A 23281-nucleotide genomic window follows, 5' to 3' on the forward strand; every position below is an offset into this window, starting at 1 on the left:
ATTGTCTGTAAAAAAAAGCTAGAGAGAGTCTCTAGCTTTTTTTCTTCCTTGCTATAAGTGAAATTATTCACCAAGATGTTCTGTAATAACTTCTGCCACGCCTTGTAGTGCTTGTTCTTCGTCGCTTCCGTCGGCTGTAACAGTGATTTCAGCACCTTTTGGCACACCAAGTGACATAACGCCCATGATCGATTTAAGGTTAACTGTTTTGCCGTTGTAATGCATTTCGATTTCTGATTCATACTGACCTGCTTTATTCACAAGAAGAGTAGCCGGTCGTGCGTGAACTCCTGTGTCGTCTGTAATAGTGAATTTTCTTTCTTGCATTGTTATCCATCCTTTCAGTCTTCCCAATTATATATCACTTTTCCATAAGCTATGTGTTTCAAACCCATATGTGAAAAGTTGAACTCCAATTTATTATATACGAAAACCTTTGATTTAGAAACAAAAATCTCCTGTTTTTCGATACCGAAATAACTAAAGGGAATTCTCGTCCGTTATTTGTATTTAAATTTTGATTATGATAACTTAAGTTTGTACATAGCTAACAAACAGGAGGTATTGCCATGAGCGTACATATTGGAGCGCAACCAGGAGATATAGCCGATAAGATTCTCCTTCCCGGAGACCCATTGCGTGCTAAATATATTGCAGAAAACTTTTTGGAAGATGTCCACTGCTATAATGAAGTAAGAGGAATGTATGGTTTCACCGGTACATACAAAGGCGAGAAGTTGTCTGTACAAGGAACCGGTATGGGCGTCCCTTCTATCTCTATTTACGTCAATGAATTAATTCAAAGTTATGATGTGAAAAAGTTGATCCGAGTCGGGACTTGCGGGGCTATTCAAGAGGATGTCAAAGTCCGCGACGTCATCCTGGCTTCCACTTCCACGACTGACTCGCAAATTAACAGGATGGTGTTCGGCGGTATAGATTTCGCGCCATCAGCAGATTTTGAACTGCTGAAAAATGCATATGAGACTGGAAACGAAAAGGGACTTCACCTTCGTGTCGGGAACGTCTTCACCAGCGATAGCTTTTATCGGGATAATGGATTGGAGCTGTTTAAACAATTAGCTCAATATAACGTGCTGGGTGTGGAAATGGAAACAACCGCCCTTTATACGTTGGCAGCTAAATTCGGACGGCAGGCACTGTCTGTATTGACTGTTTCCGATCACATTCTTACTGGCGAGGAAACAAGTGCGGAAGAAAGACAGACCACCTTCAATGAGATGATCGAAGTTGCTCTGGAAACTGCAATCAAGTAAGGAAACACGCCGGCTTCTTCAAAGGTGCCGGCCTTTGTTTGATCAATACGTTAACCAGTTAATTCTATGGGTTGACAATAAAGACAGATGGTTCTATTCTTAATAAAAAGGAGGGGCTTGAAATGAAAAAATTTACTGCTGCAGACTTATCAATGGGAGCTGTTTTTGTTGGATTGATGGCCATTGGCGCCAATATCGCAGTCTGGTTCCCCTTTTTGGCGGTTCCAATCGGAGGGGTTTCTGTTCCACTTTCGCTACAAACGTTTTTTGCCATCCTTGCGGGTTTGCTGCTCGGCAAAAAGTTAGGTGTATTTACGATGTTTACATATATCATGATTGGTTTTGCAGGTGTGCCTGTTTTCGCCAACATGAAATCGGGACTTTTTGTCCTGTTTGATTACACTGGAGGATTTTTGCTCTCTTTTTTAGCTGTCGCCTTTATTACCGGGTGGATTGCAGATAAGATGGAGCGCCCTAAGTTGCTTCCATTAGCCGGGGCAGCTTTCGCCGGGGTGCTCGCTAATTACTTGATTGGCGTCAATTATATGTATGTGGCAATGAACACGTGGCTCGGCCTCCACATTTCTTATCAAGCTGCCTGGCTCGGCATGGCGCCTTTTTTGATAAAAGATGTCGGCCTGACAATGGTCGCGGCTGCCTTAATGCTGAAAATAGCCAACAGCTTGCAGCACCGTTCCGCTCCCTTTTCCTCCACTCCCCGATAAGATAGAAAACTGGCAACAGCAGCTGAAAAGCAATCTTTTATTCATATATCCGCTGCCAACCAGTTGAAGCGCAGCCCGGAGGTGGGAAACAATAGAGGTATAAAGCCACAGTTGCCATCTCCCTTTTTGCTTTAATAAGGACTGCCGGAAACTCCATAGGTTATTGCCCAACCGGGGCTGGCCCGCAAGACAAGATTTGCTTGCAGGGTCAGCCCTTTCTCTGTTACGGTTTGCTTTTCAGTTATGATATAATCGAACTTAATTCAAACGCCTGCCGTATGCATCTGCACTTTTGCAAAACGAACGTTATGTGGACAGGATGTTGGGGAAAACTATAAGACGAGATATTGGCCAGGAAAGGATGTAATGGTTTTATGGATTTATTGTTCAATTTTCCCTTGTTGGCTGCTTTGGCAGGTATCGTGATAGCCCAAGCAGTAAAGGTTCCGATTCATATGGTAGCTGAACGGGAATTCAAGCCTGGCTTGGCTTTCAGTACAGGCGGCATGCCAAGCAGCCACTCCGCTGCAGTTGCAGCGGTATCAACCGGTATCGGGATGCAGGAGGGATTTGATTCCGGAATCTTTGCCGTTTCCTGTGTCTTCAGCATTATCATCATGTTTGATGCTTCCGGTGTCCGTCGCCAAACCGGTGAACAGGCCATCCTGCTGAATACACTTGTAAAAGACTTCGGTTCCTTCATGGAAGAAGCGAAGGGCTGGGGGAAAAAGGGAGATTATCAGAAGCGGGAGGAACTGAAAGAACTGCTCGGTCACCAGCCGATAGAGGTGTTTTTCGGAGCTTTATGCGGTATTATCATCGCGTTGGTACTTTACCAGTTTACGTAAAAAATAAAGGGGGAATCCTCTCCTCTCCGGGCACTTTGCTTGCTGAAAAACTCGCTTAATCGGCGGGTTTTTTGTTTGGTTATCTATGAAAACAAAAAGAAGGCTGACCCAAGGAAAACAATAGCACTTCCGGTTTAACTCCGTGCTGCTTTCTTCCTTTGCCAGCCTTCTATTCGTTTCAACTCTTTTTTATTTGCTCGCGAAATACTTGCAGCGCCTCCGTTTCATTCAACGCCGTCAATTCTTTCTCTGTAAGCGAACCATCGCCTTTTTCCACAACAAATACTTCTACTTCTTTTTTGCCCCATTTGGCAAAGACATCTTCGACTGTTGGATAGTACAAATCAATTTTGTTCCCTTGGATAGCCGATCCCTTATCTGCAACCACTCCATAGCCATAGCCTGGAATATAAAGGATGGTTCCGATCGGATAAACAGTCAAATCAGCAGCAATCGTAGAGTATAAATCTCTCGTGACCTTGACTCCGGAATAAGTGATTCCGTATTGCGGATGGTCAGGGGATTTTCCAGTTGACTCCACGCCTGCCGTATATCCTGTGGCCATCACGGTGGCACTGGGATATTGATCGAAATCGATTGCTTCCTCCAGGGTTTCTGGACCCTTTACCTGTTGACTGGATATATAAGTCGTTTCTGTTTTTAGATGGTTTAATGATTTCTTCGACAAACTGACTTTTCTTTCAGACTGCAGGCCATATGATTTTTGATCTGCAGGGGCGCCGTTCATTTTTTCACTGATGCCGTTTTTCAAATCCATTGCCGATACATTTGTCAGTGCCCCAAACGTAGCATAGAATGCTCCAAGAAACAAAAGGATCATCATGCTTCTTCTTAGAAATTTTGATTTTCTCATGGATAACACCTCTCTGGATGTCATCCTTTCCATAAATGAGAAAAATTATACAAAACATCATGAATCAAACGTAAATCAGAACATCTGGTAGCCGTTTTTTCGCAACATCCTGATTACAATGCCGGATACAATCGTGCCGATAAATCCGCTGACTAATATGACAATGTCAACGATTGTAAGTCCGACCAACCTGTCTCCCAAAGCCTGAAATGCACTGCCGGTATTGGTAAAATACTCTTTGAAGGGAATGTCATCTACAATCAACAAAACGATGATCGGATATATAAATGCCATCAGCCACGATTGGCGGAGCAACATATTCAATATAAATGCAATCCCGAAAAATAAGACAAAAAATAGTAAAATAGATACGACTAGCTGTATCAACCGCTTTTCCCCCTTGAGCGCAATCGCCCATTAATTCATCCACAACCAATTTTATAGCGAAAGAAACAATTGCGCAACCGCCGTTTGCAGACCGCCTTTTCTTCCCTGGCTTTATTAGTTGTACCCTGTCTGAAGCATCCCATCGTAAGACGGGTGTTTTATCGCGGTAATGCACTACCATCCATTAAATAGATTGACGAAGGGCCGCGATAGAGAACAGCCTACACAAAAAAGGGCCGTCCGAACGGTTGTATTGAACCGTGGGACAGCCCTTTTAACATGACACATTAGCCAAAGAAGTTGAATTTCCCTTTTTTCAACAGGAGACCGACGCCTCCAAGCTTCAATAAATAACGGTTATCGATGACTTTTTTCATGACCGAAGCCGACCAGCCGAATAATTTTTTATCGCCGAATACGACACCGATCGCATCGTCATGACCCAGGGAAGCAACTGTTCCGCGATCGTTATACGCGAAACTTTCCAATTGAGTCCCGCCGCCCGCAAGTATCGCCAGGTTATGAGCAGCTACTTCAGCTTCCTGAATGGCAATTTGAGCTGTTGGCGGGTAAGGACGTCCTGTTTCTTCGTTCATGATCAATGCGCAGTCACCCACTACAAATACATCAGGATGAGAAGGTGCACGAAGGTCTTTCTGGACCTCTACTTTGCCCCGGTTCACTTCCAGGCCGGACTCTTCCACCAGGGAATTCGCTCTCACACCAGCAGCCCATACGGTAGTATTTGTCGGTATTTCTTCCCGTTTTTCATCTTTTTCGATAATGATGCTATTTGGCGTACATTCCTTCAACATAGCACCAACTTTAAATTCTACTCCCTTCGCTTCCAACGCATTCATTGCGTATTCCACCAATGCTGGATCGAATCCCGGCAGAACAGTAGGTGCGGCCTCTACATTGATGATCCGGACCTGGCTGCGATCGATATCATATTCTTTGCAAAGCTCCGGAATGCGGTTGGCAAGTTCTCCTACAAACTCGATTCCCGTAAAACCGCCTCCGCCGACAACAATGTTCAAACGCTCTTGTTTCTTCTCGGCTTCATTATTGTATTTAGCGAAATTGTATTCAATGTGTTCCCTGATCAGACGGGCTGAATTGATATTGTTGATGGTAAAAGCATTTTCAAGCAATCCTGGGATTCCGAAAGTCGCTGCTTCAAAGCCTAGGGCAACTACCAGATAATCGTAGTCGAGCTGGCCGTTTTCCAACTTAACTTGTTTTTCGTCCGGATCGATGCTGACGACCGTATCTTGAACAAAGTTGATTTTACTAAAATCAACGACATCTTTGATCGGCAGGCGAGTACGGTCCTGATGAAGCGTTCCGGCGGCATTTTCATGTAGCCATGTAGTCTGGTAGTGGTAGTCATGTTTGTTGACAAGTGTGATGTGCGCATCGTTGACCCCAAGTTTTTTTTGCAGTTTCACAGTTGTCATGATCCCGCCGTATCCGGCTCCAAGGATGACAATGTTTGGCTTGTTCATTCTGATCACTTCCATTTAATATTTATTTGGCTTACTTTTATTTTCCGAAAGTTTACGATTATTATTACGTGATGTTTTTCACGTAATCCTCCATAAAAAGACAATCAGAAAAACGGCTGTAATCTCCGCAATCCCGCACACTTAGTAAAAAAGAACTAGTTGACCGGGGTTGTATGTAATTGTCACAATATCGTAATATATTTAACACAATGATAATCTTAGCCCTTTTTCATACAACTTTCAAGCCAATTTTTCTTTTTTAGAAAATTGAAATTATAACGGGAGAGTCATTCATTGTTAGCGGAACTCCTTTTTATGTTAGAATAGTGGTTGTGTATCCAAGGTAATAGGAGGAATCAATCATGACCAACGAGGTATATGATGTGACAATAATCGGCGCTGGTCCTGTCGGTTTGTTCACTGCCTTTTATGGCGGTATGCGGCAAGCCAGCGTAAAAATATTGGAAAGTTTACCACATATCGGAGGACAGTTGTCTGCTCTTTATCCAGAGAAATATATATATGATGTGGCTGGATTTCCTAAAGTCCGCGCACAGGAGCTAGTAGACAACCTGAAAGAACAGGCTGACATGTTCGACCCTGCCATAGTCCTGGGGCAGTCCGTTGAAGCGATTGAACGGTTGGAAGATGGTTCTTTCAAAATGACTACCAATACAAATGATGTGCACTATACCAAGACCATCATCATAACAGCGGGTAATGGTGCGTTCCAGCCGCGTCGTTTGACAATTGAGGGTATCGAAGCATTTGAAGGGATCAATCTTAACTACTACGTAGAAGATATGAATAAGTATGCTGGAGAGCGCGTCCTATTGTGCGGCGGCGGTGACTCTGCAGTTGACTGGGCCTTGATGCTGGAGCCGATTGCCAAGGAAGTGACATTGGTACATCGGAGAGATAATTTCCGCGCCCATGAACATAGTGTAGAAAAATTGATGAATTCCAGTGTGAATATCATGACTCCGTTTGTTCCGGAAGAAATGATCGGAGAAAATAAAATAGAGCAAGTGAAACTGAAAGAAGTAAAAGGTGACAGAGAAGAATTGATCGATGTAGACTCGGTTTTAGTCAACTATGGCTTCATTTCCTCCCTAGGCCCAATCAAGAAATGGGATTTGGAAATAGAAAAGAACAGTATAGTGGTGAATTCGAAAATGGAAACAAATATTCCTGGCATTTATGCAGCCGGTGATATTTGTACCTACCCTGGCAAGGTCAACTTGATTGCTTCCGGATTCGGCGAAGGACCGACAGCAGTCAATAACGCGAAAAACTATATCGATCCCAACGCTCGTGTACAGCCAAAGCATTCCACAAGCATGTTTTAATTGCTCACTATATTTTATAACTTGCAGAAAACCTAAACGTTTTTCTGCAAGTTTTTTTATTTTCTGCCATAGCGTAAAAAATATAAACTGCGCAGTAACTGTAATGGGAACTTCCATTGCTTATCCAAAAAGCGTATTATCCACCGCTTCGGTAGCATACTTCACTTTCCGCGGGCACGGCTTCAGCTAACTTGGTAAAGAAAACCGCTTTACCAAGTGGATCTTCAGCTCGCGCTTTTCCCGCTGGAGTCTGCGTATGCTACCTGCGCTAAGGAGCATGCTGCTTGTCGTAAGTATAGAGAATTTTCTTTAAGCCCAACAAGCCATCTTAAAAACGGTTGTCAGAAAACATGTACTTCTTTTCATAAAAAGAAAGTTGGAATTCTGTATTTGCTCCTTCTCTTGAACTTTCTGCCTTGTTTTCCCAGCTATCTCCTTTGATGATACGGTGCATGAAGTATTATGAAAAAAATGCGAGTACACGCGTTTCTAAACAGAACGCTGTTCCTAGCGAAGAAAATACCTGGAGACTCCTCGAAAATACAAAACAATTTTCTTCGTGCGATGCATCGCTGCCGCAGCCTTCCTTGTCCTGCGGGAGGAAAGGCCTCGGTGAGATCCCGCAGAGCGTCAGCTCGAGGAAGCTCACCAGCCGCCCGCGGAAAGCGCAGGGTATTTTCGCAGCGTCGAACTCCCACTCAACGAGTGGAAGAAGTTGGGAAGACAAATTCAAACCATGTCGCAGTTTCTATCAAAAGGGTAAAATATAGCTAACAACAAATTTCAAGACGGTTAATTAAAGCAAACTTCCCTCCCCTTAACCAGCTTTTTGTTTAGAGACAGGATGGCGTTGGTATACAACTATAAGTAAGTCTTCCACTGGCTGCTGATAGGATGGCTGCTTGCGGGGATAATACGAATGGAATATGCCAATGGAGGTGCTTGTACATGGAAAATGAATTTGAAGATAGACTCATTCCGGCCACTTCGGTTGCCAGCGGGGTTGGTAAAGAGCTTCTGACCGACCTTTATTGCTTCCCGATTCAAGTCGTCAATATGTATTTTTATGGACATCCTGGCGATAGATGGACAATCATCGATGCCGGAATGCCACGTTCAGCCGATAAAATCATAGATGCGGCAGAAAATCGATTTGGAAAGGATGCCAAACCGGAAGCCATTATCCTCACTCATGGACATTTTGACCATGTCGGAGCGATTGTCGAGCTGCTCGAAAAATGGCCGGTACCTGTGTATGCCCATAAGGATGAGTTGCCATACTTGACTGGCAAAGAATCTTATCCAGAACCCGATGCTTCCGTCGACGGCGGATTGGTCGCCAAAATGTCGCCGATGTTTCCAAACCATAGTATCGACATTTCCGAGTATGTCAAACCGCTTCCCGATGACCACTCGGTTCCTGGCATGCAGGGATGGGAATGGATTCATACACCAGGGCATACCAAAGGACATGTTTCCCTGTTCCGTGAAGAGGATCGTTCTTTAATTGCCGGTGATGCCTTTGTCACAGTCAAACAAGAATCGTTGTATAACGTAATGACACAAAAACAAGAAATCAGCGGTCCTCCTAGATATTTAACAACGGACTGGGATGCCGCAAAGCAATCCGTCTTCAAACTCAACGAGCTGGGACCTCTCCTGGCTGCGACAGGCCACGGGATTCCAATGACAGGAGATTTTCTCGCCCAGGAACTGCAAAAACTCGTCGACAATTTTGACACCATCGCAGTCCCGGAACAAGGTCGTTACATGTAGTATAATTTAACGATAAACAAAGTGGCCGGGACAAACACATGGACACCAAAGCAAAAACCGAGCGAATTCGAAGTGTCAATCAAATTCGTTCGGTTTTTCCTCGTATGTTCAAAAAACTTCTTTTTTCCTGTTGTTTGATCGGTGCTTCGCAGCGCTACGGCAAGATTCTACGCGTTCCACGGGCACGGCTTCAACTTCCTCCGAAAGCACCAACCGCTTTCTTGCGGGATTTTCAGCTCATGCTGTTCCCGTTGGGGTCTCCGTATCTTGCCTCTGCTACGTTTTCGTGGTCTTGATTTCTACATACCAAGAAAAATAAACAAAACCGTATTCTTCTATTGACTTTAGGTTTCTAAATAGAGACGAAGACGAAAAATCAGCAGGGGAAGATTCGTTATTCTTCAGAAATTGGAAGAGCAGATCAACAGCATAGGAAGGAAAATACTCCTCGCTTCCATGCGGTTTAGCTTTCTATTCGAAGCAGCAATAGACAAGACGGAAATCACGCCAGAAGAGAAACCATCTTCATTCAACGGAGGCAAGGTGCGTAGACTCCTGCGGGAGGAGCGCGAGCTGAAGATCCACTTGGCAAAGTGCTTTTCTTTGCCAAGTTAGCTGAAGCCGTATCCTCGGAAAGCGAAATACCTTGCCGGAGTGGAGTGCTATTCATAAGACAAAAACCGAACGAATTCATCGTTCGGTTTTTACATTGGTCGCTATGCTTTTGTCCCAAGCTCTTGTTTTTTTGTGATTTTTGATCAGCAATCCGGATCTGGCGTACCGGCATTTGTCGCTGTTTTGAAAGATGAACCACAGCCACAAGAAACGATGGCGTTTGGGTTATCGATGGTGAATCCGCCGCCCATCATGTTTTGTTTAAAATCAATTGTCGTCCCTTCGATAATCGGGATGTCTTGTTGGCTGATAATCAAAGGAATGCCATTGCTTTCCTCGACTTTATCCAGCTCCGAATTAACTTCTTCATCGAACCCCATGGAGTAAGATAAACCACTGCAGCCGCCGCCTTTCACGCCAAAACGGAGGCGAACGTCGGAAGATTCCTCTTCTTTCATCATTTCTTTGATCTGCAGACTTGCATTGTCCGTAATATTGATGGTCATACAAAGCCCTCCTAAATTTCCGTCTTCCCTCTTGCTTTATGATAAAGACTTATAGTCAATTCGTCTTCTTTAGTATACTAAGGAAGCGGGAATACATCAACATTAACGCTTCCAATAAAAGGTTCCTGTTGTCGTTGTTTCTGCTTTGCCCCGCATCCAGACGCGGCCATCTCCAGCCCATTTGATAAACAAATCTCCCCCGCTTAGATGGACACAAACTTCCGTATCCTTCTGGGCATACCCATTCAGAATACTAGCCACGGCAGCTGCACAGGCACCTGTTCCACAAGCCTGGGTGACCCCCGATCCTCTTTCCCATACCCGAAAATGCATTTCGGTTTCGGAAATCATCTCGATGAATTCCACGTTGACTCCTTCGGGAAACCGATCGTCGTTCGTAATCAACGGGCCGAGATCATACAGCGGGGCATCATTGATGTCTTCCACAAAAAAAACTGCATGAGGATTCCCCATAGAAACGGCCGTTAATTCTAAAAGATGATGATTCACTTCGAATACTTCCGAAATCACTGTGTCGTCATTTCCAAGCATTGGAATTGCCTGTCTATTTAAAATCGGCTTGCCCATATCAACCGTCACTTCCTCGACGGTATCTCCATCAAGAAAGACCTCAGCTGTTACATTACCGGCACGGGTCTCAATAACAAACTGCGTTTTATTTACCAGGTTATTCTCAAATGCGTATTTCGCGACACAGCGAAGGCCATTTCCGCAGTTTTTACCTTCCGATCCATCTTTATTGAAAATACGCATGCCCACGTCTGCTGCAGCGGTTGGATGAATCAAAATCAACCCATCTGAACCTATTCCGGTATTTACATCGGATACTTTCCGAGCCAAATCGACTAATATTGATTCTTCCACAGAAAAAGAAAATAAATTCAAAAATATATAACTATTGCCCAATCCGTGCATCTTTGTATAAGGTATTCCCACCTTGATCACCTAGCCTCACGAAGTAACTGTTATGCCATCACCAGCAAGCAGGATGGCTCTATTTATAGCATGGGATTTTCCTCAAGATACTGATAAACATTGTCCACTAATTCTTCTGGACTACCAGCAGTTACCGGTTCCCCATTTACAATCGCAACCAAAAACTGAGAACAAAGCCCGCAAAAGCTTGTACAACCATATTCTATGACATCTAAGTCAGGGTCTTTATCAAGCTCTTCCTTTGCTTTCTGCGAACCGCTCACTATATTGTTAATACAAAATTCGATAGTTGGATTCAACAAATATTTCTACCTTCTTCCCTGACCAAACCCATGGTCTGTTATGTGGAGTCCTGCCTTTTGCATGCCAAGCAATGTGCACAAAAAGGTCCATCCTCATTGAATACTAATCGTACCACAGGGCGGCCTGTCCAAACAATTGTCTTTCGATAAGTCTATTTTTCATCTTCACTGTATTCCGTGTGCCTCCAGAGCCTGAAAAACTTTTTTCAAACGTGGATTTCCTTCGTCCACCACTTTGCCGTTTATCAACACAACAGGGTAAAAAAATTCTTCATTTCGCACCCGCCTGGAAAACGCCTCCTGTTCTTCCTTGTCAGAAGGCTGGAAAATGTCTATATATTCGTATTCAATGGAAGCGTCCTGATATTTCCGTGCAATGGCTGCTTGCAACCATTCATAGGTTTCTCTTGAACCTGGTGCGTTAACACAACTGGCGCAAATCTGATTCGCTCCATACACGGTTAACTTAACAGATTGATCACTCAATCGCTGCCCCTCCCTTGCGGCTATATTGCCTTTATATAAGCGTTTTTCCAAGAAATCACTGTTATCCATCAATAATAACTGTTATTGATGGAAAGCTTTCATTTTCGGCTGGCTATACCCGGTGATGAAAGCCTTGAGGCTCCCCGCACTTTCCTGAAAACGCGGTTACTCCCCTGCCCCCTGCTAAGAAGACAATTGCATAAAGAAAAGCCACTTTCAAAAACAACAGCAATATCCTTTCCTTGCCATTATACATAAATTTAAAAGTTTATTTTACAAATTCAACTTTAAATAATAAAATAATGATAAACACACCTAATTGAGAATCAAAATCATTAATGATAGATTTTTTGCTTAAAACCATCTATAATAAGAAATGTAATCAGGAAAGGAGAAGATGGATGATGCAAGAACAAGTACAAGAAGTGTTGAACAAACTGCGTCCATTTTTATTGCGTGATGGCGGGGATGTTGAGTTGGTTGATGTAGATGAAGGCATTGTACGTCTTCGCCTAATGGGAGCGTGCGGCAATTGTCCAAGTTCGACAATTACGCTTAAGGCTGGAATCGAACGGGCTCTCATGGCCGAAGTACCAGGTGTAACGGAAATCGAACAAGTATTTTAAAAACTTCTACAAAATGAGAATACAAAATAAACACCTCTTATAAAAAAACGAAGGCAGCTGACCGTATCACAGCACCTTCGTTTTTTATTTGTTCCATTTAACCCATCCCGCATTGCGCGGCAACATCGAACCATCCCCGATGCGGGGGCGCAGTTTATACGTCACTGTTCAAGGCGTTTTCGCTTTTCTTTGTCTAGCTACAACGCCTATCGACTAGTAAACTTCCTTTGCCTCTGTGCGATAAAGAAGACTTGCCGATTGGTGTAACCAGAGGTTTAGTCGCCCTTATACCCCCTTGGGTGAAAGTCAACATCGTCGCTTTCGCTCCGTGTTTCCTTTATCTCCGACGGCGCAGTCCAGTTTATACGTCGCTGTTCAAGGCGTTTTCGCTTTTCTTACCTCCATGCCATTTGTGTCTACTTGGAGTTTCATCCAATGGCAGGTTTGGAAGTTGTTCTGCCATTCAGCTAGCAGTGATTCCGGTACGTCTTTTTCTGCCAAGGCTATGACAGTGGGGCCCGCACCACTTATGAACAAGCCATAGACCTCTCCTTGCAAGTAAGTCTGTAGTTGTTCAAAATGCGGTACAAGTTTTTTTCGGTAAGGCTGATGGAACAAATCCTTTTTCATCAAACTGCCGAGCAGCGGCCAATTTTGCTGGCAAATGGCTGCCACACTGACATTTGCTATACTGCTGGCATGGACACTTGTCTGAAAGGAGAGCTCTTTGGGCAGTACTGCCCGCGCAGCTTTTGTTTTCAACTCAAATTCAGGAATCATTGCGATTAGTGATACATTTTCAAACGGGAGCTGAACACAGTTTACTTCCTCTTGATAATGCCCAATCACGCATCCCCCGAGCAGAGAAGGGGCTACATTATCTGGATGCCCTTCGATAGCTGTAGCAATAGCCAGCTTTTCTTCTGTTTTCAACTGCAAATCAAGCAGCTGACTGGCCAGCTCTATCCCGGCCAAAGTGGCAGTCGCACTGCTGCCGAGTCCTCTGGCAAGCGGAATCTCGCTCTTTACTTTCACTTGGCATGGAGGTAACTGTGCAAAACCATACTTTCGGGCCACCTTATCAGCAATCTGATAGATGAAATTGTCTTTCCCCGAAGGGAGGTCCTGCAACGTCTTCGAAAGGGGAATGAATTCCCATGCATCGGACTTATTTGCCTCCAGTTCCAAATACAGATTCAGGGCCAAACCGATCGAATCGAAACCTGCACCTAAATTAGAGGTACTGCATGGAATTTTGACGGTGAAATTCATACAAGGACACGGCCTCTGATTTCCCCTGCAATTTTTTCCTGATCATTCGGAAGCACCTTTGGTTTGATGGTGCTATAATCAATAGCAGTGTCGGGGTCTTTCAAACCATTTCCGGTCAAAACTGTCACAATGGTCGATCCCTTTTCCAGCTGGTTGTTTCTGTCGGCTTTGAACAAGCCGGCCACCGAGGCACAGGATGCAGGTTCTGCAAAAATCCCTTCATTGGCAGCGAGCCATTGATAAGCAGCGATCATTTCTTCATCTGTTACTTCGTCAATTGCGCCACCTGATTCGTTACGTGCTTGTACTGCGCCCTTCCAACTGGCCGGATTGCCGATTCTGATTGCAGTTCCTACGGTTTCCGGTTTTTCGAATACGCGGTCATGAACGATTGCAGCCGCTCCACTTGCTTCATACCCCATCATTTTTGGAAGACCGGATCGATGTCTTTCATTAAATTCTTTGAATCCTTTCCAGTAGGCCGTGATATTCCCTGCATTTCCAACAGGTATAAATAAGTAATCCGGAGCTTTTCCAAGCTCTTCACAAACTTCAAAGGCGGCGGTTTTTTGCCCTTCTATCCGATAAGGGTTCACCGAATTCACCAGCGTGACATTTTGTTCCTTGCTTATTTGCCTTACCGCCTTAAGCGCGTCATCAAAATTTCCTTCAATCGAAAACACTTCCGCCCCATACATCACAGCCTGTGCAAGCTTCCCCTGCGCAATTTTCCCTTCCGGAATAACGACGATGCACTTTAAACCAGCTCTTGAGGCAAAGGCTGCAGCAGATGCACTTGTGTTTCCGGTCGATGCGCAAATGACGGCATTCGCTCCTTCTTCCACCGCTTTTGCAATAGCCAGCACCATGCCCCGATCCTTAAAGGAACCGGTAGGATTCGCTCCTTCCACTTTGGCATACACTTGCACAGACAACTGTTCCGATAATTTTTCCAGCTTAATCAGCGGCGTATTCCCCTCTTGCAAACTCACACTGGGCGTGTTTGCATTTACCGGCAAAAAATCCTGATACTGCTTTAACAATCCCTGCCAAGCCATGTTCATTCCTCCCCATCTACTCGATAATAACTAATAAGCCGTTTTACAACATCCAGGTTGTTCAGGCTCTCTAAACTGTTCATCAGCTGTTGTTTACTTGTATGATGGGTGACCATCACGATTTCCGCTGTGTTTTCTGCACTTCCAGGAAGCTGCAGTATTTTTGCAAAACTGATATTCTGATCTGTAAATACATTGGTCAATTCCTGAAAAGTTCCTGCTTGGTCATCCGCCTCCAGCCTGACAAAATAGCGGGAATGTTTTTCGGAATCGTTCTTTAACTTTGTTGTGAACTGGGGTGTGATATACGAATTGCCGCTAATGCCCAGCCTAATGTTCTTTACAGCTTCCATTAAGTCGGAAACCACGGATGTTGCTGTCGGCATACTGCCTGCCCCTGGACCATAAAACATGGTTTCACCGACTGCTTCCCCATGTACATAAACAGCATTGTATTCATTTTTCACAAGAGCCAACGGATGGTCCTGTGGCAGCAATGTAGGTTCGACGCTTACCTCTACCTTCCCTTCGCCCATAGACGCAATCCCGATAAGCTTTACAACATAACCCAACCGTTTGGCAAACACGATATCTTCCTGAGATATCGATGTAATTCCGGTCACCGCAACATCGTCTAAGTGAATATCCATCTTAAAAGCCAAATTCGCCAAGAGCGCCATTTTACGAGCAGCATCCAGCCCCTCTACATCTGCTGTAGGGTCGGACTCTGCAAACCCGAGTTCCTGCGCTTCTTTCAGGACATCGGTGAAAGTTCGCTGTTCGTCGGTCATCTTGGTCAAAATATAATTAGTAGTGCCATTGACGATTCCCATCATCTTTTGAATCCGGTCGGAAGCGAGTCCGTCTGTCAACGAGCGGAGAATCGGAATACCTCCTGCCACGCTTGCTTCATAGAAAATATCACAATCATTTGCTTTCGCTATTTTGTGGAGTTTTTGTCCATATACAGCCATCAAATCTTTATTGGCAGTAATGATATGTTTTTTATGATGCAATGCCTTTTCAAGCAGTTCGTAAGTAGACTCGATTCCTCCCATGACTTCGATGATAATATCGATTTCCTGATCACTGACCAAGTCATCCGGTTCTGTCGTCAACACACCAGCATTCACTTCAATATTTCTAGCCTTTTCCAGCGTATGTACCAGAATTTTCTTTACTTCCAGTTCACAACCGAGCTTATACTTGATTTCTTCCTGGTGGTTTTGCAGAATTTTGATAACTCCTGTGCCGACTGTGCCGAGGCCGCACAGACCGATGCTGATTTTCCCCGTCATTATTCCGCCTCCTCGTGTATGTTATAAATATACATCTGTTTATCTATAGAGGACATTATACCTGTCTCCATCTTGTTTAGCAAGGAGGTTTTTGAATGTTAAGAAAATAATCACTTTAATAGCACCAATCTGCACAGCAGGTCCTATCTGTCAGGATACCGGTGTTTTCGCTTTCTCCCCACTTAGCACCCGTTCGATATTTTCCAGACACAACTCAATCATTCTCTTTCTTGTTTCAGTTGTTGCCGAACCTATATGCGGAAGACAAGTTACCTGTTGCAGCGTTAATAATGGATGTGTGGAATCAATCGGTTCATCTTCAAAAACATCCAGGCCAGCACCAGCTATTTCTTCCTGGATCAATGCCTGATACAATGCTTTCTCATCTACATTTTTCCCACGGGAAGCATTGATAAAGACAGCAGTCTTTTTCATCTTGGAAAATGATTCCTTGTCGAACATATACCTGGTCTCGTCTGTTAAAGGTGCCAGGCAAACAACATAATCAGCCTTCTCTAGAAGGCGGTCGAACTCTGCATAATGGACCCCGAGTGCTTCTTCTGCTTGAAGTTTCCTTGTACGATTATGGTAAAGAACATTCATAGAAAAGCCCTGGGCTCTGCGTGCGACTGCTTCTCCGATTCTTCCCATGCCGATGATTCCCAATGTTTTATGATGAACATCTGTACCGGCCATCAAGAAAGGTGCCCAATTCTTCCATAACCCCTGCTTGATGAAGCTGTCGGCTTCCACAATTCTTCGCGCCGTTGCCAGCAGCAAAGCAAAGGTTAAATCTGCGGTAGTCTCCGTCAATACATCAGGGGTATTACTAACAGTGATTCCCAATTTACGGGCAGCAGCAATATCGATATTGTCGTACCCGACAGCGAGATTTGCGACAATTTTCAAGTTCTCAGCCTGCTCAAGCAGCGAACCGCCCATTGGATCTGAGAGCATGGTGAGTATGGCATCAGCACGTTTGGTTTCTTTTTCCAACGTTTCTCGATTAACCGGTTTCTCCTCATACGGCCACATCTGGATATCAAAGTGACGCTGAAAAGGTGAGATAATTTCTTCCGGTAGTTTACGGGTCACATAGAGATATGGTTTGATCATAATAGTTACATCCTTTCTTACCAATCTAATACAGGGATATGCAATGCTTTTGCATCGAGGCCCAGATCGGCAAAAAAAGTTCTCATTTTCTGCTCGTATTCCGGTTGATTCTCCAACAGCTCTGCGTATCCCTTATAAGTGAATTCGGGGTCGCGACTCGATATTCCTGTTTCGATATAATCGAACAAATGAATTGGCAGCAGCAATCGAGCATAAACCAATCGCCAGCCGAAGATGGAAAGCGGCTTGACAGCCTGATATTCGGAAAGAAATTGTTCTACGCGGTAAAACCCTGAATCTGGTTGCAACAGCATCATGCGGATCTGCTCGGCAATGTCCCTTGCGGCATGATCATAAACAATTTCATCCGGCCAAATCGTTTGTCCTTTCACTTGTCCCCCATATCGTTGAAAGGTGAAGCAGCCCCCATCCCCATCGTCAAAATGCTGTTCGGACTCTGCCTCCTGCAAATATTGAAGGGCATTTTCCGCACACCCGCTCACATACGGGTATGTATCGATGAACAATCGTTGAAATCGGGACACCGGCCGTTCGTTATACTGCTGCTGGAAAATGGAATCAAACAACGCCAGTTTGCTGATCCATAACTGTTTCCATTGTCCGTAGGCAACAGCCTCTGACGGCTGGTAAGGATAATTTCTGCCAAGTTGATGGAACATAGCCAAATCAGCGCCATGGTCTGTATATTCCCGATCTTCGGACAGGTTTGCATACAATACAACGTAAGGTTGACCGCCATATTCGGTGAACAGATCGCCCTGCTTATTCACAATGGGAACTGCCAGACGAGAAAACCCATTTTGAAAAAAGTACTCGCCAACTGCTTTTTGTTCGAAATACCGCTTATCACTTGCTGACTTTGGTATAATAAAGAAACAATCCTTTTCCTGACGGTAGCCTTTCACCCCATCTAGTGTCACTTCACTGCCCTGAAAGCCGTCGGTATATTCGGATAGAAGTTCCAGCATGGATCACTCTCTCCTTTTTGCTTTTAGTTCAGCTTATGAAGACTCAGAACAAATTCGAACCTTGTTTTTGATTTATCGATGCTGGCTTAGGGTATAGTAAGGAGTAGAAATAATTATAAGGTTAGGTGTCTTGCTATGGAGAATAATACAAAAAAATCCGCACTAGAACAAAAGGCAAGGTCATGGCTCGTCGATCGTGGAGTTACCATGGATGACATTGCCGATCTTGTTTATTACTTACAAAATAAATATCATGAAAATCTTACCTTGGAGCAATGTAAGCACCATGTAGACCGGGTGCTAAGCAAGCGGGAAATTCAAAACGCCATCCTGACAGGCATCCAGCTGGATGTGCTTGCCGAGCAAAAAAAGTTGGAAGAGCCGCTTCAGCATACAATCGAAATTGACGAAAGTTTGTATGGTGTAGATGAAATCATCGCTTTTTCTATTGTGAATGTGTATGGCTCCATCGGTTTTACAAACTATGGTTATATCGACAAACAAAAGCCGGGTATTTTAAAAAAATTGAATGATAAATCCACTGGAGAATGCCACACATTCCTGGATGACATCGTGGGCGCCATTGCTGCAGCTGCATCAAGCAGGCTGGCACATAGTGCGAACGACGAAAAAGATATCGATTAGATAGAGAAAGACGCCTGAACACATTGTTCAAGCGTCTTTTTATATGGGTTCACTGCTCGGTTATATACGGCCACCAAATGGACAAAAACAGCGACAAGCTAACCTCCTGCATTCATTCGGCGGAAATACCATGTGCTTTACGCGGGCGGCTGGAGGACTTCCTGTTTCTAACGAAGGGGCCTACCCTTTCCCACCTTGGATCGAGGTTCCTCATTTTAACAAATGTCAGGGTCGCTTGGGCTTTTCTTTGTTCTTACAGCTTGTCCAGCCAATCTTTCAACGTTTGCACCGTATAAGTCGGTTGTTCCGCATATCCTTTCAATTGTTCCTCTGATGTCAACCCGGTGAACACCATCAACGTATCAAGACCTGCATTCATTCCTGCCAAAATATCTGTGTCATAATTATCTCCGACCATTAGCGTGTCATCTCGTGATGCGCCCAGCTCTTTTAATGCCTGCTCCATTATCCCGCTCTCGGGCTTTCCGATGACAAGCGGAAGCTTACCAGTACTCGTGGAGACCACGGAAGTGATCGCTCCGTTTCCTGGTACAAGGCCACGTTCTGTCGGAATGGCTATGTCCCCGTTGGTAGAGATGAACTGTGCCCCCTCGCGAACATTCAAGCAAGCTTTTGCCAGTTTTTCATAATTGATATCCCGGTCGATACCGATAACCACATAATCAGCATTTTCACCGGACAGGGTGAGTCCTTCCTGCTCCAACGCTGCCATCAATCCTCCTTCTCCAATGGCAAAAACGGTGGCATCGGGGTTCTCCTGCCGGATATAGGCCGCAGTCGCCATGCTCGAAGTAAACACTTCGCCTTCCTCGGCAGCTATTCCCATGCCATTCAATTTGTCTGCTATCTGTCGCTGGGTCAAGGAAGAATTATTCGTCAAAAACAGATGTGGCAGGTTTCTTTCTTTTACTTTTGCTATGAAAGCCGGAGCATCTTCTATGCACTGCATCCCTTTATACATGGTGCCATCCAAATCGATCAAATAAGCCTGATAGTTTTTCATGGTAGTTCCTCACCTGTCCTTCCTTTTGTTCAGTTTCCATTGCTGTCGGTCCAATGGAAAAAACCCCGCCATTTGGCAAGGATTTTCATCGAACTCGTATCAATTGCCCGAAAATGTATTGGCCACATCCGTTTCATTATCAAGAAAATCATTGATCCTGGAACTGAACATTTCAATCGAAGCATAATTCGTCTTAATCACCCGTAAAATCTCTTCATGGTCGATGTTCAAATAATCCTTTACCAGCATCTTTCTCAATTCGATCACTTGCTTATACCCGTCTGCTTCCTCTGCAGGCAACACTGTTTCATCCACCAGAATGTCGATGATATCGAAAAAACTACCTGGATCACGCATAATAAAACCATCAATGACCATGTTGCCAACATCGAGCATCGATTCAATCACCATATGTGTCATTCTCTCCAAACTGAGTTTTTCCAAAAATGAATCGTAAGTATGTTGGTCGAATTCGGTCATCAATCCATCCATATATAATAAATGACGTTCAATAATACTTCTGTCTACAAAATACAATGACTTGTCCCTCCCGACAACTAATCGATTTTGTCCTTATCATACCATAACTATATCCATACAGGCAGTGGTTTAAAAGCAAAAGGAACTTTGCTATGATGTACAGAGACACAAACGCATTCTTATTAGGAGGAATAACATTGGCGGAAGAACGAATGATCATTAAAGATGAAATCCAGGAAGTAAAAACCCGTTTTATCAGCTTTAAATCGAACCATCAGCGGTTTGATCTGGCACTTGTTCATTCTGAACAATATCAGGGAAAAACAATGGTAATCGATCTGAGCGGAAACCGCTTTACTATAATGGATAAAGAAGACGCGGCCAAAGAAGGAAACCTCGAACATGAGTTTCACCTCACGGAAGTGCGAGCGGAGGAACTGAGACGTTTTCTAACCGAAGTGCTTGATTGAGGAAAGCAGGAAGTTTCTGGAGCAATTCTTTTCGTATATTCACCTCTCCCTTTTGCCAAGCTATCCATAAGGGAGGAACAGTAGATGAAAAAAAAGCAGCGAAAAAAGCAGAAGTATTCTGATGTCTCTACCGTCGAGGACAGGAGAAACTTCCTGGCAGCAGAAGAAGTCCCCGAAGGTGCTTATGGATCACCTATCAACAAATCCGAACCAGTGGAAAATAAAAGCACTCCTTGGCATGAAGAACAGCGGTTTCATAGTGCATTCAACTTCCCGGACAAAGATTTTCATGATGATTTGCCAAGACAGGTGGGACCTGCACATCCGCCTCATGACCATAAAGGTGACGTAGAGCCGCAGGAAGAACAGGAATAGTTCTTCCGCGGCTCTATTCGCGCTTTACTGGTCAATGCGTTTCATGACAAAATAGGCACAGCCAAAATTGCAATACTCATATAGATAATCATCGAGCGTACTTATCTTTGAATCAAAACCCGCTTTGGGATTCTGGTTATCATAAAATCCTTTCAAACGGAGCTGTTCATAGCCCCAATCGCCGACTATAAAATCATATTTGCTTAAAATATCACTGAATCGTTGTTTTATCGCTTCTTCCTGGAAGCCATCCTTCACATTCTCTACTACTTCGTAATTTTTGCCCTCTATTTCGATCATGACATCCACTCCTTAAGCCTGTTAATAGTGTACCACATTTTTTCTTGTAGAAATACATCTCCGTTTTTTCCCAGCATGAAACCGAAAGAAAATCAACAAACTAAAACAAGGGGGAACAACAATCAAAAGTCAGGAGGGTACTCATGATGAATAAACGAAGAAGTTTCCCATTGCTGCTGGCTGCTCTCCTTATGGCTTCCGGATGCGCCACTGGGAACAGAGGGGCCGATCCAGAAGTGGACCGTTCCTTAAACGGTACGGAAGCCGATAATGAGCAAGGGACCGGCACGATGGATGAGAATGACGTCACCTCGAAGCTTGGTTATGTACGATATAAAAAAGATGAACTTGACAGTGATGAAGAAAGCAGACAAATGGTCAGCATCGACCGGAATAAAATGGCCGATACCATCACCAGAATGATTCTTCGCTATGACGGTTTTGAGGAAGCTGCAACACTTGTAACCGACGATGAAGTGCTTATCGCCTATCACAGACCGGAAAACATGGAACGAGAAAAAGCAGCATCCATAGCAAAAAAAACTGCAATGTCTTTAATGCCCGGATACTACGATATCATCGTGTCTGACAAGGATGTATCCTTTCAAGAAATCCAAAGCTTGAAAAATTCTTCGACGCTAGACGACGACTATGAGAATACACTCCGCAGTATCATGGAAAGCATGAAAGAAGCCCCGCAAGGAGAGGGCTGGCCAGAAGCCGATGTAAAGGACCGGGATGACGATGCCATGACAGAATAAAACGGAAACAGACAGGGATGTTCCAACAATGGCTTTGGAGCATCCTTTGCTTTGTGAACTCCTCGAGGATGTATAAGTTTCCAATTGTTTTTCCGGATTACTCGTGCACACTAATACCAGAAAACTTAGAACCGGGGGGTGAATAACCTTGAAATCAAAAACAACTTGCTTTGCCGCATTGTCATTTTTCTTTTTGTTCTTCTCTTCTTCTGTAATAGCTGAAGAAAAGGTACCAGATGAAAAACAGACAAAAATGGCGCTTTTCAAAAAGACACAAGCCATTACACATATCCCTTGGTATTACTTTGCTGCAATTGATCAGTATGAACATAATATTCAAAAAGAAGAAGACAAAGCGGAACGACTCACTTCGATCGATATCCCGGACGAGCTCTGGTTCGGAGTCAGCAATCCCGGCTTTACTTCAGAAGAGCTGATAGCCGTTTCCAACGGCTGGGGGCGTGACGGAGATGGGGATGGATTGGCCGAAAAAAGCAATGATGAAGATGTTTTGTACACAATGGCCCATTGGATAAATCAATTCGGGAACAATAAAGAGGACATCAAAATCTCCCTATGGAACTATTACCAACGTGAATTGACTGTGCAAACGATCATGAGCATTGCAAAAATATACGAAAAGTTCGGTACACTCACCTTGGATAAAACCGATTTCCCCCTCCCCTTGCATGCAAACTATAGCTACCGGAATACATGGGGAGATGCCCGTGGTTTCGGGGGCAGGAGAATCCACGAAGGAACCGACATATTTGCAGGCTACGGAGTACCGGTGAAAGCAACCACTTATGGAGTTGTAGAAATGAAAGGCTGGAATAAATATGGAGGGTGGCGGATCGGGATCCGGGACATCCATAACCATTATCACTACTTCGCTCACCTGAACGGTTATGAGAAAGGGATAAATGTCGGCGATGTCGTGGAACCAGGGACGGTCATCGGTTCAGTGGGAGCAACAGGATATGGGCCACCCGGCACTTCCGGAAAATTCCCACCACATCTTCATTACGGGATGTATAAAGACAACGGCTATAGTGAATGGTCGTTCGATCCATACCCTCATTTAAAAAAATGGGAACGAAACGCCCGAAACTAAATGAATGTGTATAAAGGCTAAGCACTAGAGAAGCCATACTTCGATAGGGGCCTTGAGATTTTTTGGGATGAATGCTGAAAAGCCGGAAATCCCTTTCCCTGCTCTTTTACAACGAAAACCGCCTCACCGTGTCGGTGAGGCGG

General features: G+C 44.3%; 27 protein-coding genes. 11 read left to right on the forward strand and 16 right to left on the reverse strand.

Annotation, left to right across the window (positions count from 1 at the left end; translation table 11 throughout):
* Positions 1-63: 63 nt before the first annotated feature.
* Complete coding sequence (locus F6X55_RS18625) at positions 64-327, reverse strand: phosphocarrier protein HPr (protein WP_026569596.1); 264 nt, start codon at positions 325-327, stop codon at positions 64-66.
* A gap of 242 nt (positions 328-569) precedes the next feature.
* On the opposite strand from F6X55_RS18625, the gene deoD reads away from it, so the two are divergent.
* From deoD to F6X55_RS18640, 3 genes are all read left to right on the forward strand, one after another.
* Positions 570-1277 carry a purine-nucleoside phosphorylase gene (gene deoD, locus F6X55_RS18630; protein ID WP_026569595.1) on the forward strand — a complete coding sequence of 236 codons (708 nt, stop codon included), beginning with the start codon at positions 570-572 and terminating at the stop codon, positions 1275-1277.
* A gap of 122 nt (positions 1278-1399) precedes the next feature.
* Positions 1400-2002 (forward strand): biotin transporter BioY, encoded by a 603-nt coding sequence (locus F6X55_RS18635; protein WP_153465269.1) that lies wholly within the window; start codon positions 1400-1402, stop codon positions 2000-2002.
* A 374-nt stretch (positions 2003-2376) separates the two neighbouring features.
* On the forward strand, positions 2377-2850 hold the full coding sequence (locus F6X55_RS18640) for a divergent PAP2 family protein (protein ID WP_026569593.1): 474 nt from the start codon (positions 2377-2379) through the stop codon (positions 2848-2850).
* A 178-nt stretch (positions 2851-3028) separates the two neighbouring features.
* On the opposite strand, the gene F6X55_RS18645 is transcribed toward F6X55_RS18640, so the two are convergent.
* The 3 genes from F6X55_RS18645 to F6X55_RS18655 all read right to left on the reverse strand — a co-directional run bounded on the left by F6X55_RS18645 (position 3029) and on the right by F6X55_RS18655 (position 5619).
* Positions 3029-3724 carry a 3D domain-containing protein gene (locus F6X55_RS18645; RefSeq protein ID WP_026569592.1) on the reverse strand — a complete coding sequence of 232 codons (696 nt, stop codon included), beginning with the start codon at positions 3722-3724 and terminating at the stop codon, positions 3029-3031.
* 75 nt (positions 3725-3799) lie between these two features.
* Positions 3800-4111 carry a YuiB family protein gene (locus F6X55_RS18650; protein WP_153465271.1) on the reverse strand — a complete coding sequence of 104 codons (312 nt, stop codon included), beginning with the start codon at positions 4109-4111 and terminating at the stop codon, positions 3800-3802.
* A 287-nt stretch (positions 4112-4398) separates the two neighbouring features.
* The gene (locus F6X55_RS18655; protein ID WP_153465273.1) at positions 4399-5619 is read right to left on the reverse strand and encodes an NAD(P)/FAD-dependent oxidoreductase; all 1221 of its coding nucleotides are present in this window, start codon (positions 5617-5619) and stop codon (positions 4399-4401) included.
* Positions 5620-5981: 362 nt separating this feature from the next.
* On the opposite strand from F6X55_RS18655, the gene F6X55_RS18660 reads away from it, so the two are divergent.
* Together F6X55_RS18660 and F6X55_RS18665 are read left to right on the forward strand one after the other, a co-directional pair.
* Positions 5982-6968 (forward strand): NAD(P)/FAD-dependent oxidoreductase, encoded by a 987-nt coding sequence (locus F6X55_RS18660; RefSeq protein WP_026569589.1) that lies wholly within the window; start codon positions 5982-5984, stop codon positions 6966-6968.
* A gap of 948 nt (positions 6969-7916) precedes the next feature.
* Positions 7917-8744 carry an MBL fold metallo-hydrolase gene (locus F6X55_RS18665; protein WP_153465275.1) on the forward strand — a complete coding sequence of 276 codons (828 nt, stop codon included), beginning with the start codon at positions 7917-7919 and terminating at the stop codon, positions 8742-8744.
* Positions 8745-9502: 758 nt separating this feature from the next.
* Here F6X55_RS18665 and F6X55_RS18670 read toward each other — a convergent pair.
* The 4 genes from F6X55_RS18670 to F6X55_RS18685 form a co-directional block, all read right to left on the reverse strand.
* The gene (locus tag F6X55_RS18670; RefSeq protein WP_153465277.1) at positions 9503-9865 is read right to left on the reverse strand and encodes a HesB/IscA family protein; all 363 of its coding nucleotides are present in this window, start codon (positions 9863-9865) and stop codon (positions 9503-9505) included.
* 102 nt (positions 9866-9967) lie between these two features.
* Positions 9968-10801 (reverse strand): diaminopimelate epimerase, encoded by an 834-nt coding sequence (gene dapF / locus F6X55_RS18675; RefSeq protein WP_035426761.1) that lies wholly within the window; start codon positions 10799-10801, stop codon positions 9968-9970.
* Between the two features lie 83 nt (positions 10802-10884).
* Positions 10885-11121 carry a YuzB family protein gene (locus tag F6X55_RS18680; RefSeq protein WP_026569585.1) on the reverse strand — a complete coding sequence of 79 codons (237 nt, stop codon included), beginning with the start codon at positions 11119-11121 and terminating at the stop codon, positions 10885-10887.
* Between the two features lie 168 nt (positions 11122-11289).
* Positions 11290-11610, reverse strand: coding sequence for a YuzD family protein (locus F6X55_RS18685; protein WP_237648714.1), 321 nt, complete (start codon positions 11608-11610; stop codon positions 11290-11292).
* 404 nt (positions 11611-12014) lie between these two features.
* Between F6X55_RS18685 and F6X55_RS18690 the strand changes: the two genes are divergently transcribed.
* On the forward strand, positions 12015-12236 hold the full coding sequence (locus tag F6X55_RS18690) for a NifU family protein (RefSeq protein ID WP_026569583.1): 222 nt from the start codon (positions 12015-12017) through the stop codon (positions 12234-12236).
* A gap of 375 nt (positions 12237-12611) precedes the next feature.
* Here the strand turns inward: F6X55_RS18690 and thrB are convergent, their stop codons facing one another.
* The 5 genes from thrB to F6X55_RS18715 form a co-directional block, all read right to left on the reverse strand.
* Positions 12612-13508 (reverse strand): homoserine kinase, encoded by an 897-nt coding sequence (gene thrB / locus F6X55_RS18695; protein ID WP_153465281.1) that lies wholly within the window; start codon positions 13506-13508, stop codon positions 12612-12614.
* The gene (gene thrC / locus F6X55_RS18700) at positions 13505-14566 is read right to left on the reverse strand and encodes a threonine synthase (RefSeq protein WP_026569581.1); all 1062 of its coding nucleotides are present in this window, start codon (positions 14564-14566) and stop codon (positions 13505-13507) included. The genes thrB and thrC overlap by 4 nt, the downstream gene beginning before the upstream one ends.
* 2 nt (positions 14567-14568) lie before the next feature.
* Positions 14569-15864: a homoserine dehydrogenase gene (locus F6X55_RS18705; RefSeq protein ID WP_026569580.1), complete on the reverse strand. Its 1296-nt coding sequence runs from the start codon at positions 15862-15864 to the stop codon at positions 14569-14571.
* Between the two features lie 150 nt (positions 15865-16014).
* Positions 16015-16980 carry a 2-hydroxyacid dehydrogenase gene (locus F6X55_RS18710; protein ID WP_153465283.1) on the reverse strand — a complete coding sequence of 322 codons (966 nt, stop codon included), beginning with the start codon at positions 16978-16980 and terminating at the stop codon, positions 16015-16017.
* 17 nt (positions 16981-16997) lie between these two features.
* Positions 16998-17969, reverse strand: a complete 972-nt coding sequence (locus F6X55_RS18715) for a protein kinase family protein (RefSeq protein WP_051390391.1) — start codon at positions 17967-17969, stop codon at positions 16998-17000.
* 135 nt (positions 17970-18104) lie between these two features.
* Here F6X55_RS18715 and F6X55_RS18720 point away from each other — a divergent pair, with 135 nt between their 5' ends.
* Complete coding sequence (locus tag F6X55_RS18720; protein WP_026569578.1) at positions 18105-18614, forward strand: phosphatidylglycerophosphatase A family protein; 510 nt, start codon at positions 18105-18107, stop codon at positions 18612-18614.
* 253 nt (positions 18615-18867) lie between these two features.
* Here the strand turns inward: F6X55_RS18720 and F6X55_RS18725 are convergent, their stop codons facing one another.
* Positions 18868-19638 carry a TIGR01457 family HAD-type hydrolase gene (locus tag F6X55_RS18725; RefSeq protein ID WP_026569577.1) on the reverse strand — a complete coding sequence of 257 codons (771 nt, stop codon included), beginning with the start codon at positions 19636-19638 and terminating at the stop codon, positions 18868-18870.
* Between the two features lie 99 nt (positions 19639-19737).
* A complete protein-coding gene (locus F6X55_RS18730; protein ID WP_153465285.1) occupies positions 19738-20175 on the reverse strand; it encodes a DUF86 domain-containing protein in 438 nt (145 codons plus the stop codon).
* A gap of 140 nt (positions 20176-20315) precedes the next feature.
* Here F6X55_RS18730 and F6X55_RS18735 point away from each other — a divergent pair, with 140 nt between their 5' ends.
* Both F6X55_RS18735 and F6X55_RS18740 read left to right on the forward strand, forming a co-directional pair.
* Positions 20316-20588: a DUF3055 domain-containing protein gene (locus F6X55_RS18735; RefSeq protein WP_026569575.1), complete on the forward strand. Its 273-nt coding sequence runs from the start codon at positions 20316-20318 to the stop codon at positions 20586-20588.
* 84 nt (positions 20589-20672) lie between these two features.
* Positions 20673-20963, forward strand: a complete 291-nt coding sequence (locus tag F6X55_RS18740) for a hypothetical protein (RefSeq protein WP_026569574.1) — start codon at positions 20673-20675, stop codon at positions 20961-20963.
* 24 nt (positions 20964-20987) lie between these two features.
* Here F6X55_RS18740 and F6X55_RS18745 read toward each other — a convergent pair whose 3' ends face one another.
* Entirely contained in the window at positions 20988-21263 is a 276-nt protein-coding gene (locus tag F6X55_RS18745; RefSeq protein WP_026569573.1) for a YutD family protein, read from the reverse strand.
* 146 nt (positions 21264-21409) lie between these two features.
* Between F6X55_RS18745 and F6X55_RS18750 the strand changes: the two genes are divergently transcribed.
* Entirely contained in the window at positions 21410-22024 is a 615-nt protein-coding gene (locus tag F6X55_RS18750; protein WP_026569572.1) for a YhcN/YlaJ family sporulation lipoprotein, read from the forward strand.
* A gap of 148 nt (positions 22025-22172) precedes the next feature.
* Complete coding sequence (locus F6X55_RS18755; RefSeq protein ID WP_371069363.1) at positions 22173-23138, forward strand: M23 family metallopeptidase; 966 nt, start codon at positions 22173-22175, stop codon at positions 23136-23138.
* The last annotated feature ends 143 nt before the right edge of the window (positions 23139-23281 follow it).

It is taken from the genome of Sediminibacillus terrae, assembly GCF_009602435.1.
GTDB classification, from domain to species: Bacteria; Bacillota; Bacilli; order Bacillales; family Amphibacillaceae; genus Sediminibacillus; species Sediminibacillus terrae.

Excerpts from the sequence above, each read along its gene's own strand:
- F6X55_RS18625 (WP_026569596.1), bottom strand. The coding sequence starts at position 327 with ATGCAAGAAAGAAAATTCACTATTACAGACGACACAGGAGTTCACGCA.
- deoD (WP_026569595.1), top strand. The coding sequence starts at position 570 with ATGAGCGTACATATTGGAGCGCAACCAGGAGATATAGCCGATAAGATT.
- F6X55_RS18635 (WP_153465269.1), top strand. The coding sequence starts at position 1,400 with ATGAAAAAATTTACTGCTGCAGACTTATCAATGGGAGCTGTTTTTGTT.
- F6X55_RS18640 (WP_026569593.1), top strand. The coding sequence starts at position 2,377 with ATGGATTTATTGTTCAATTTTCCCTTGTTGGCTGCTTTGGCAGGTATC.
- F6X55_RS18645 (WP_026569592.1), bottom strand. The coding sequence starts at position 3,724 with ATGAGAAAATCAAAATTTCTAAGAAGAAGCATGATGATCCTTTTGTTT.
- F6X55_RS18655 (WP_153465273.1), bottom strand. The coding sequence starts at position 5,619 with ATGAACAAGCCAAACATTGTCATCCTTGGAGCCGGATACGGCGGGATC.
- F6X55_RS18660 (WP_026569589.1), top strand. The coding sequence starts at position 5,982 with ATGACCAACGAGGTATATGATGTGACAATAATCGGCGCTGGTCCTGTC.
- F6X55_RS18665 (WP_153465275.1), top strand. The coding sequence starts at position 7,917 with ATGGAAAATGAATTTGAAGATAGACTCATTCCGGCCACTTCGGTTGCC.
- F6X55_RS18670 (WP_153465277.1), bottom strand. The coding sequence starts at position 9,865 with ATGACCATCAATATTACGGACAATGCAAGTCTGCAGATCAAAGAAATG.
- dapF (WP_035426761.1), bottom strand. The coding sequence starts at position 10,801 with ATGCACGGATTGGGCAATAGTTATATATTTTTGAATTTATTTTCTTTT.
- F6X55_RS18690 (WP_026569583.1), top strand. The coding sequence starts at position 12,015 with ATGCAAGAACAAGTACAAGAAGTGTTGAACAAACTGCGTCCATTTTTA.
- thrB (WP_153465281.1), bottom strand. The coding sequence starts at position 13,508 with ATGAATTTCACCGTCAAAATTCCATGCAGTACCTCTAATTTAGGTGCA.
- thrC (WP_026569581.1), bottom strand. The coding sequence starts at position 14,566 with ATGGCTTGGCAGGGATTGTTAAAGCAGTATCAGGATTTTTTGCCGGTA.
- F6X55_RS18705 (WP_026569580.1), bottom strand. The coding sequence starts at position 15,864 with ATGACGGGGAAAATCAGCATCGGTCTGTGCGGCCTCGGCACAGTCGGC.
- F6X55_RS18710 (WP_153465283.1), bottom strand. The coding sequence starts at position 16,980 with ATGATCAAACCATATCTCTATGTGACCCGTAAACTACCGGAAGAAATT.
- F6X55_RS18715 (WP_051390391.1), bottom strand. The coding sequence starts at position 17,969 with ATGCTGGAACTTCTATCCGAATATACCGACGGCTTTCAGGGCAGTGAA.
- F6X55_RS18720 (WP_026569578.1), top strand. The coding sequence starts at position 18,105 with ATGGAGAATAATACAAAAAAATCCGCACTAGAACAAAAGGCAAGGTCA.
- F6X55_RS18725 (WP_026569577.1), bottom strand. The coding sequence starts at position 19,638 with ATGAAAAACTATCAGGCTTATTTGATCGATTTGGATGGCACCATGTAT.
- F6X55_RS18740 (WP_026569574.1), top strand. The coding sequence starts at position 20,673 with ATGAAAAAAAAGCAGCGAAAAAAGCAGAAGTATTCTGATGTCTCTACC.
- F6X55_RS18745 (WP_026569573.1), bottom strand. The coding sequence starts at position 21,263 with ATGATCGAAATAGAGGGCAAAAATTACGAAGTAGTAGAGAATGTGAAG.
- F6X55_RS18750 (WP_026569572.1), top strand. The coding sequence starts at position 21,410 with ATGAATAAACGAAGAAGTTTCCCATTGCTGCTGGCTGCTCTCCTTATG.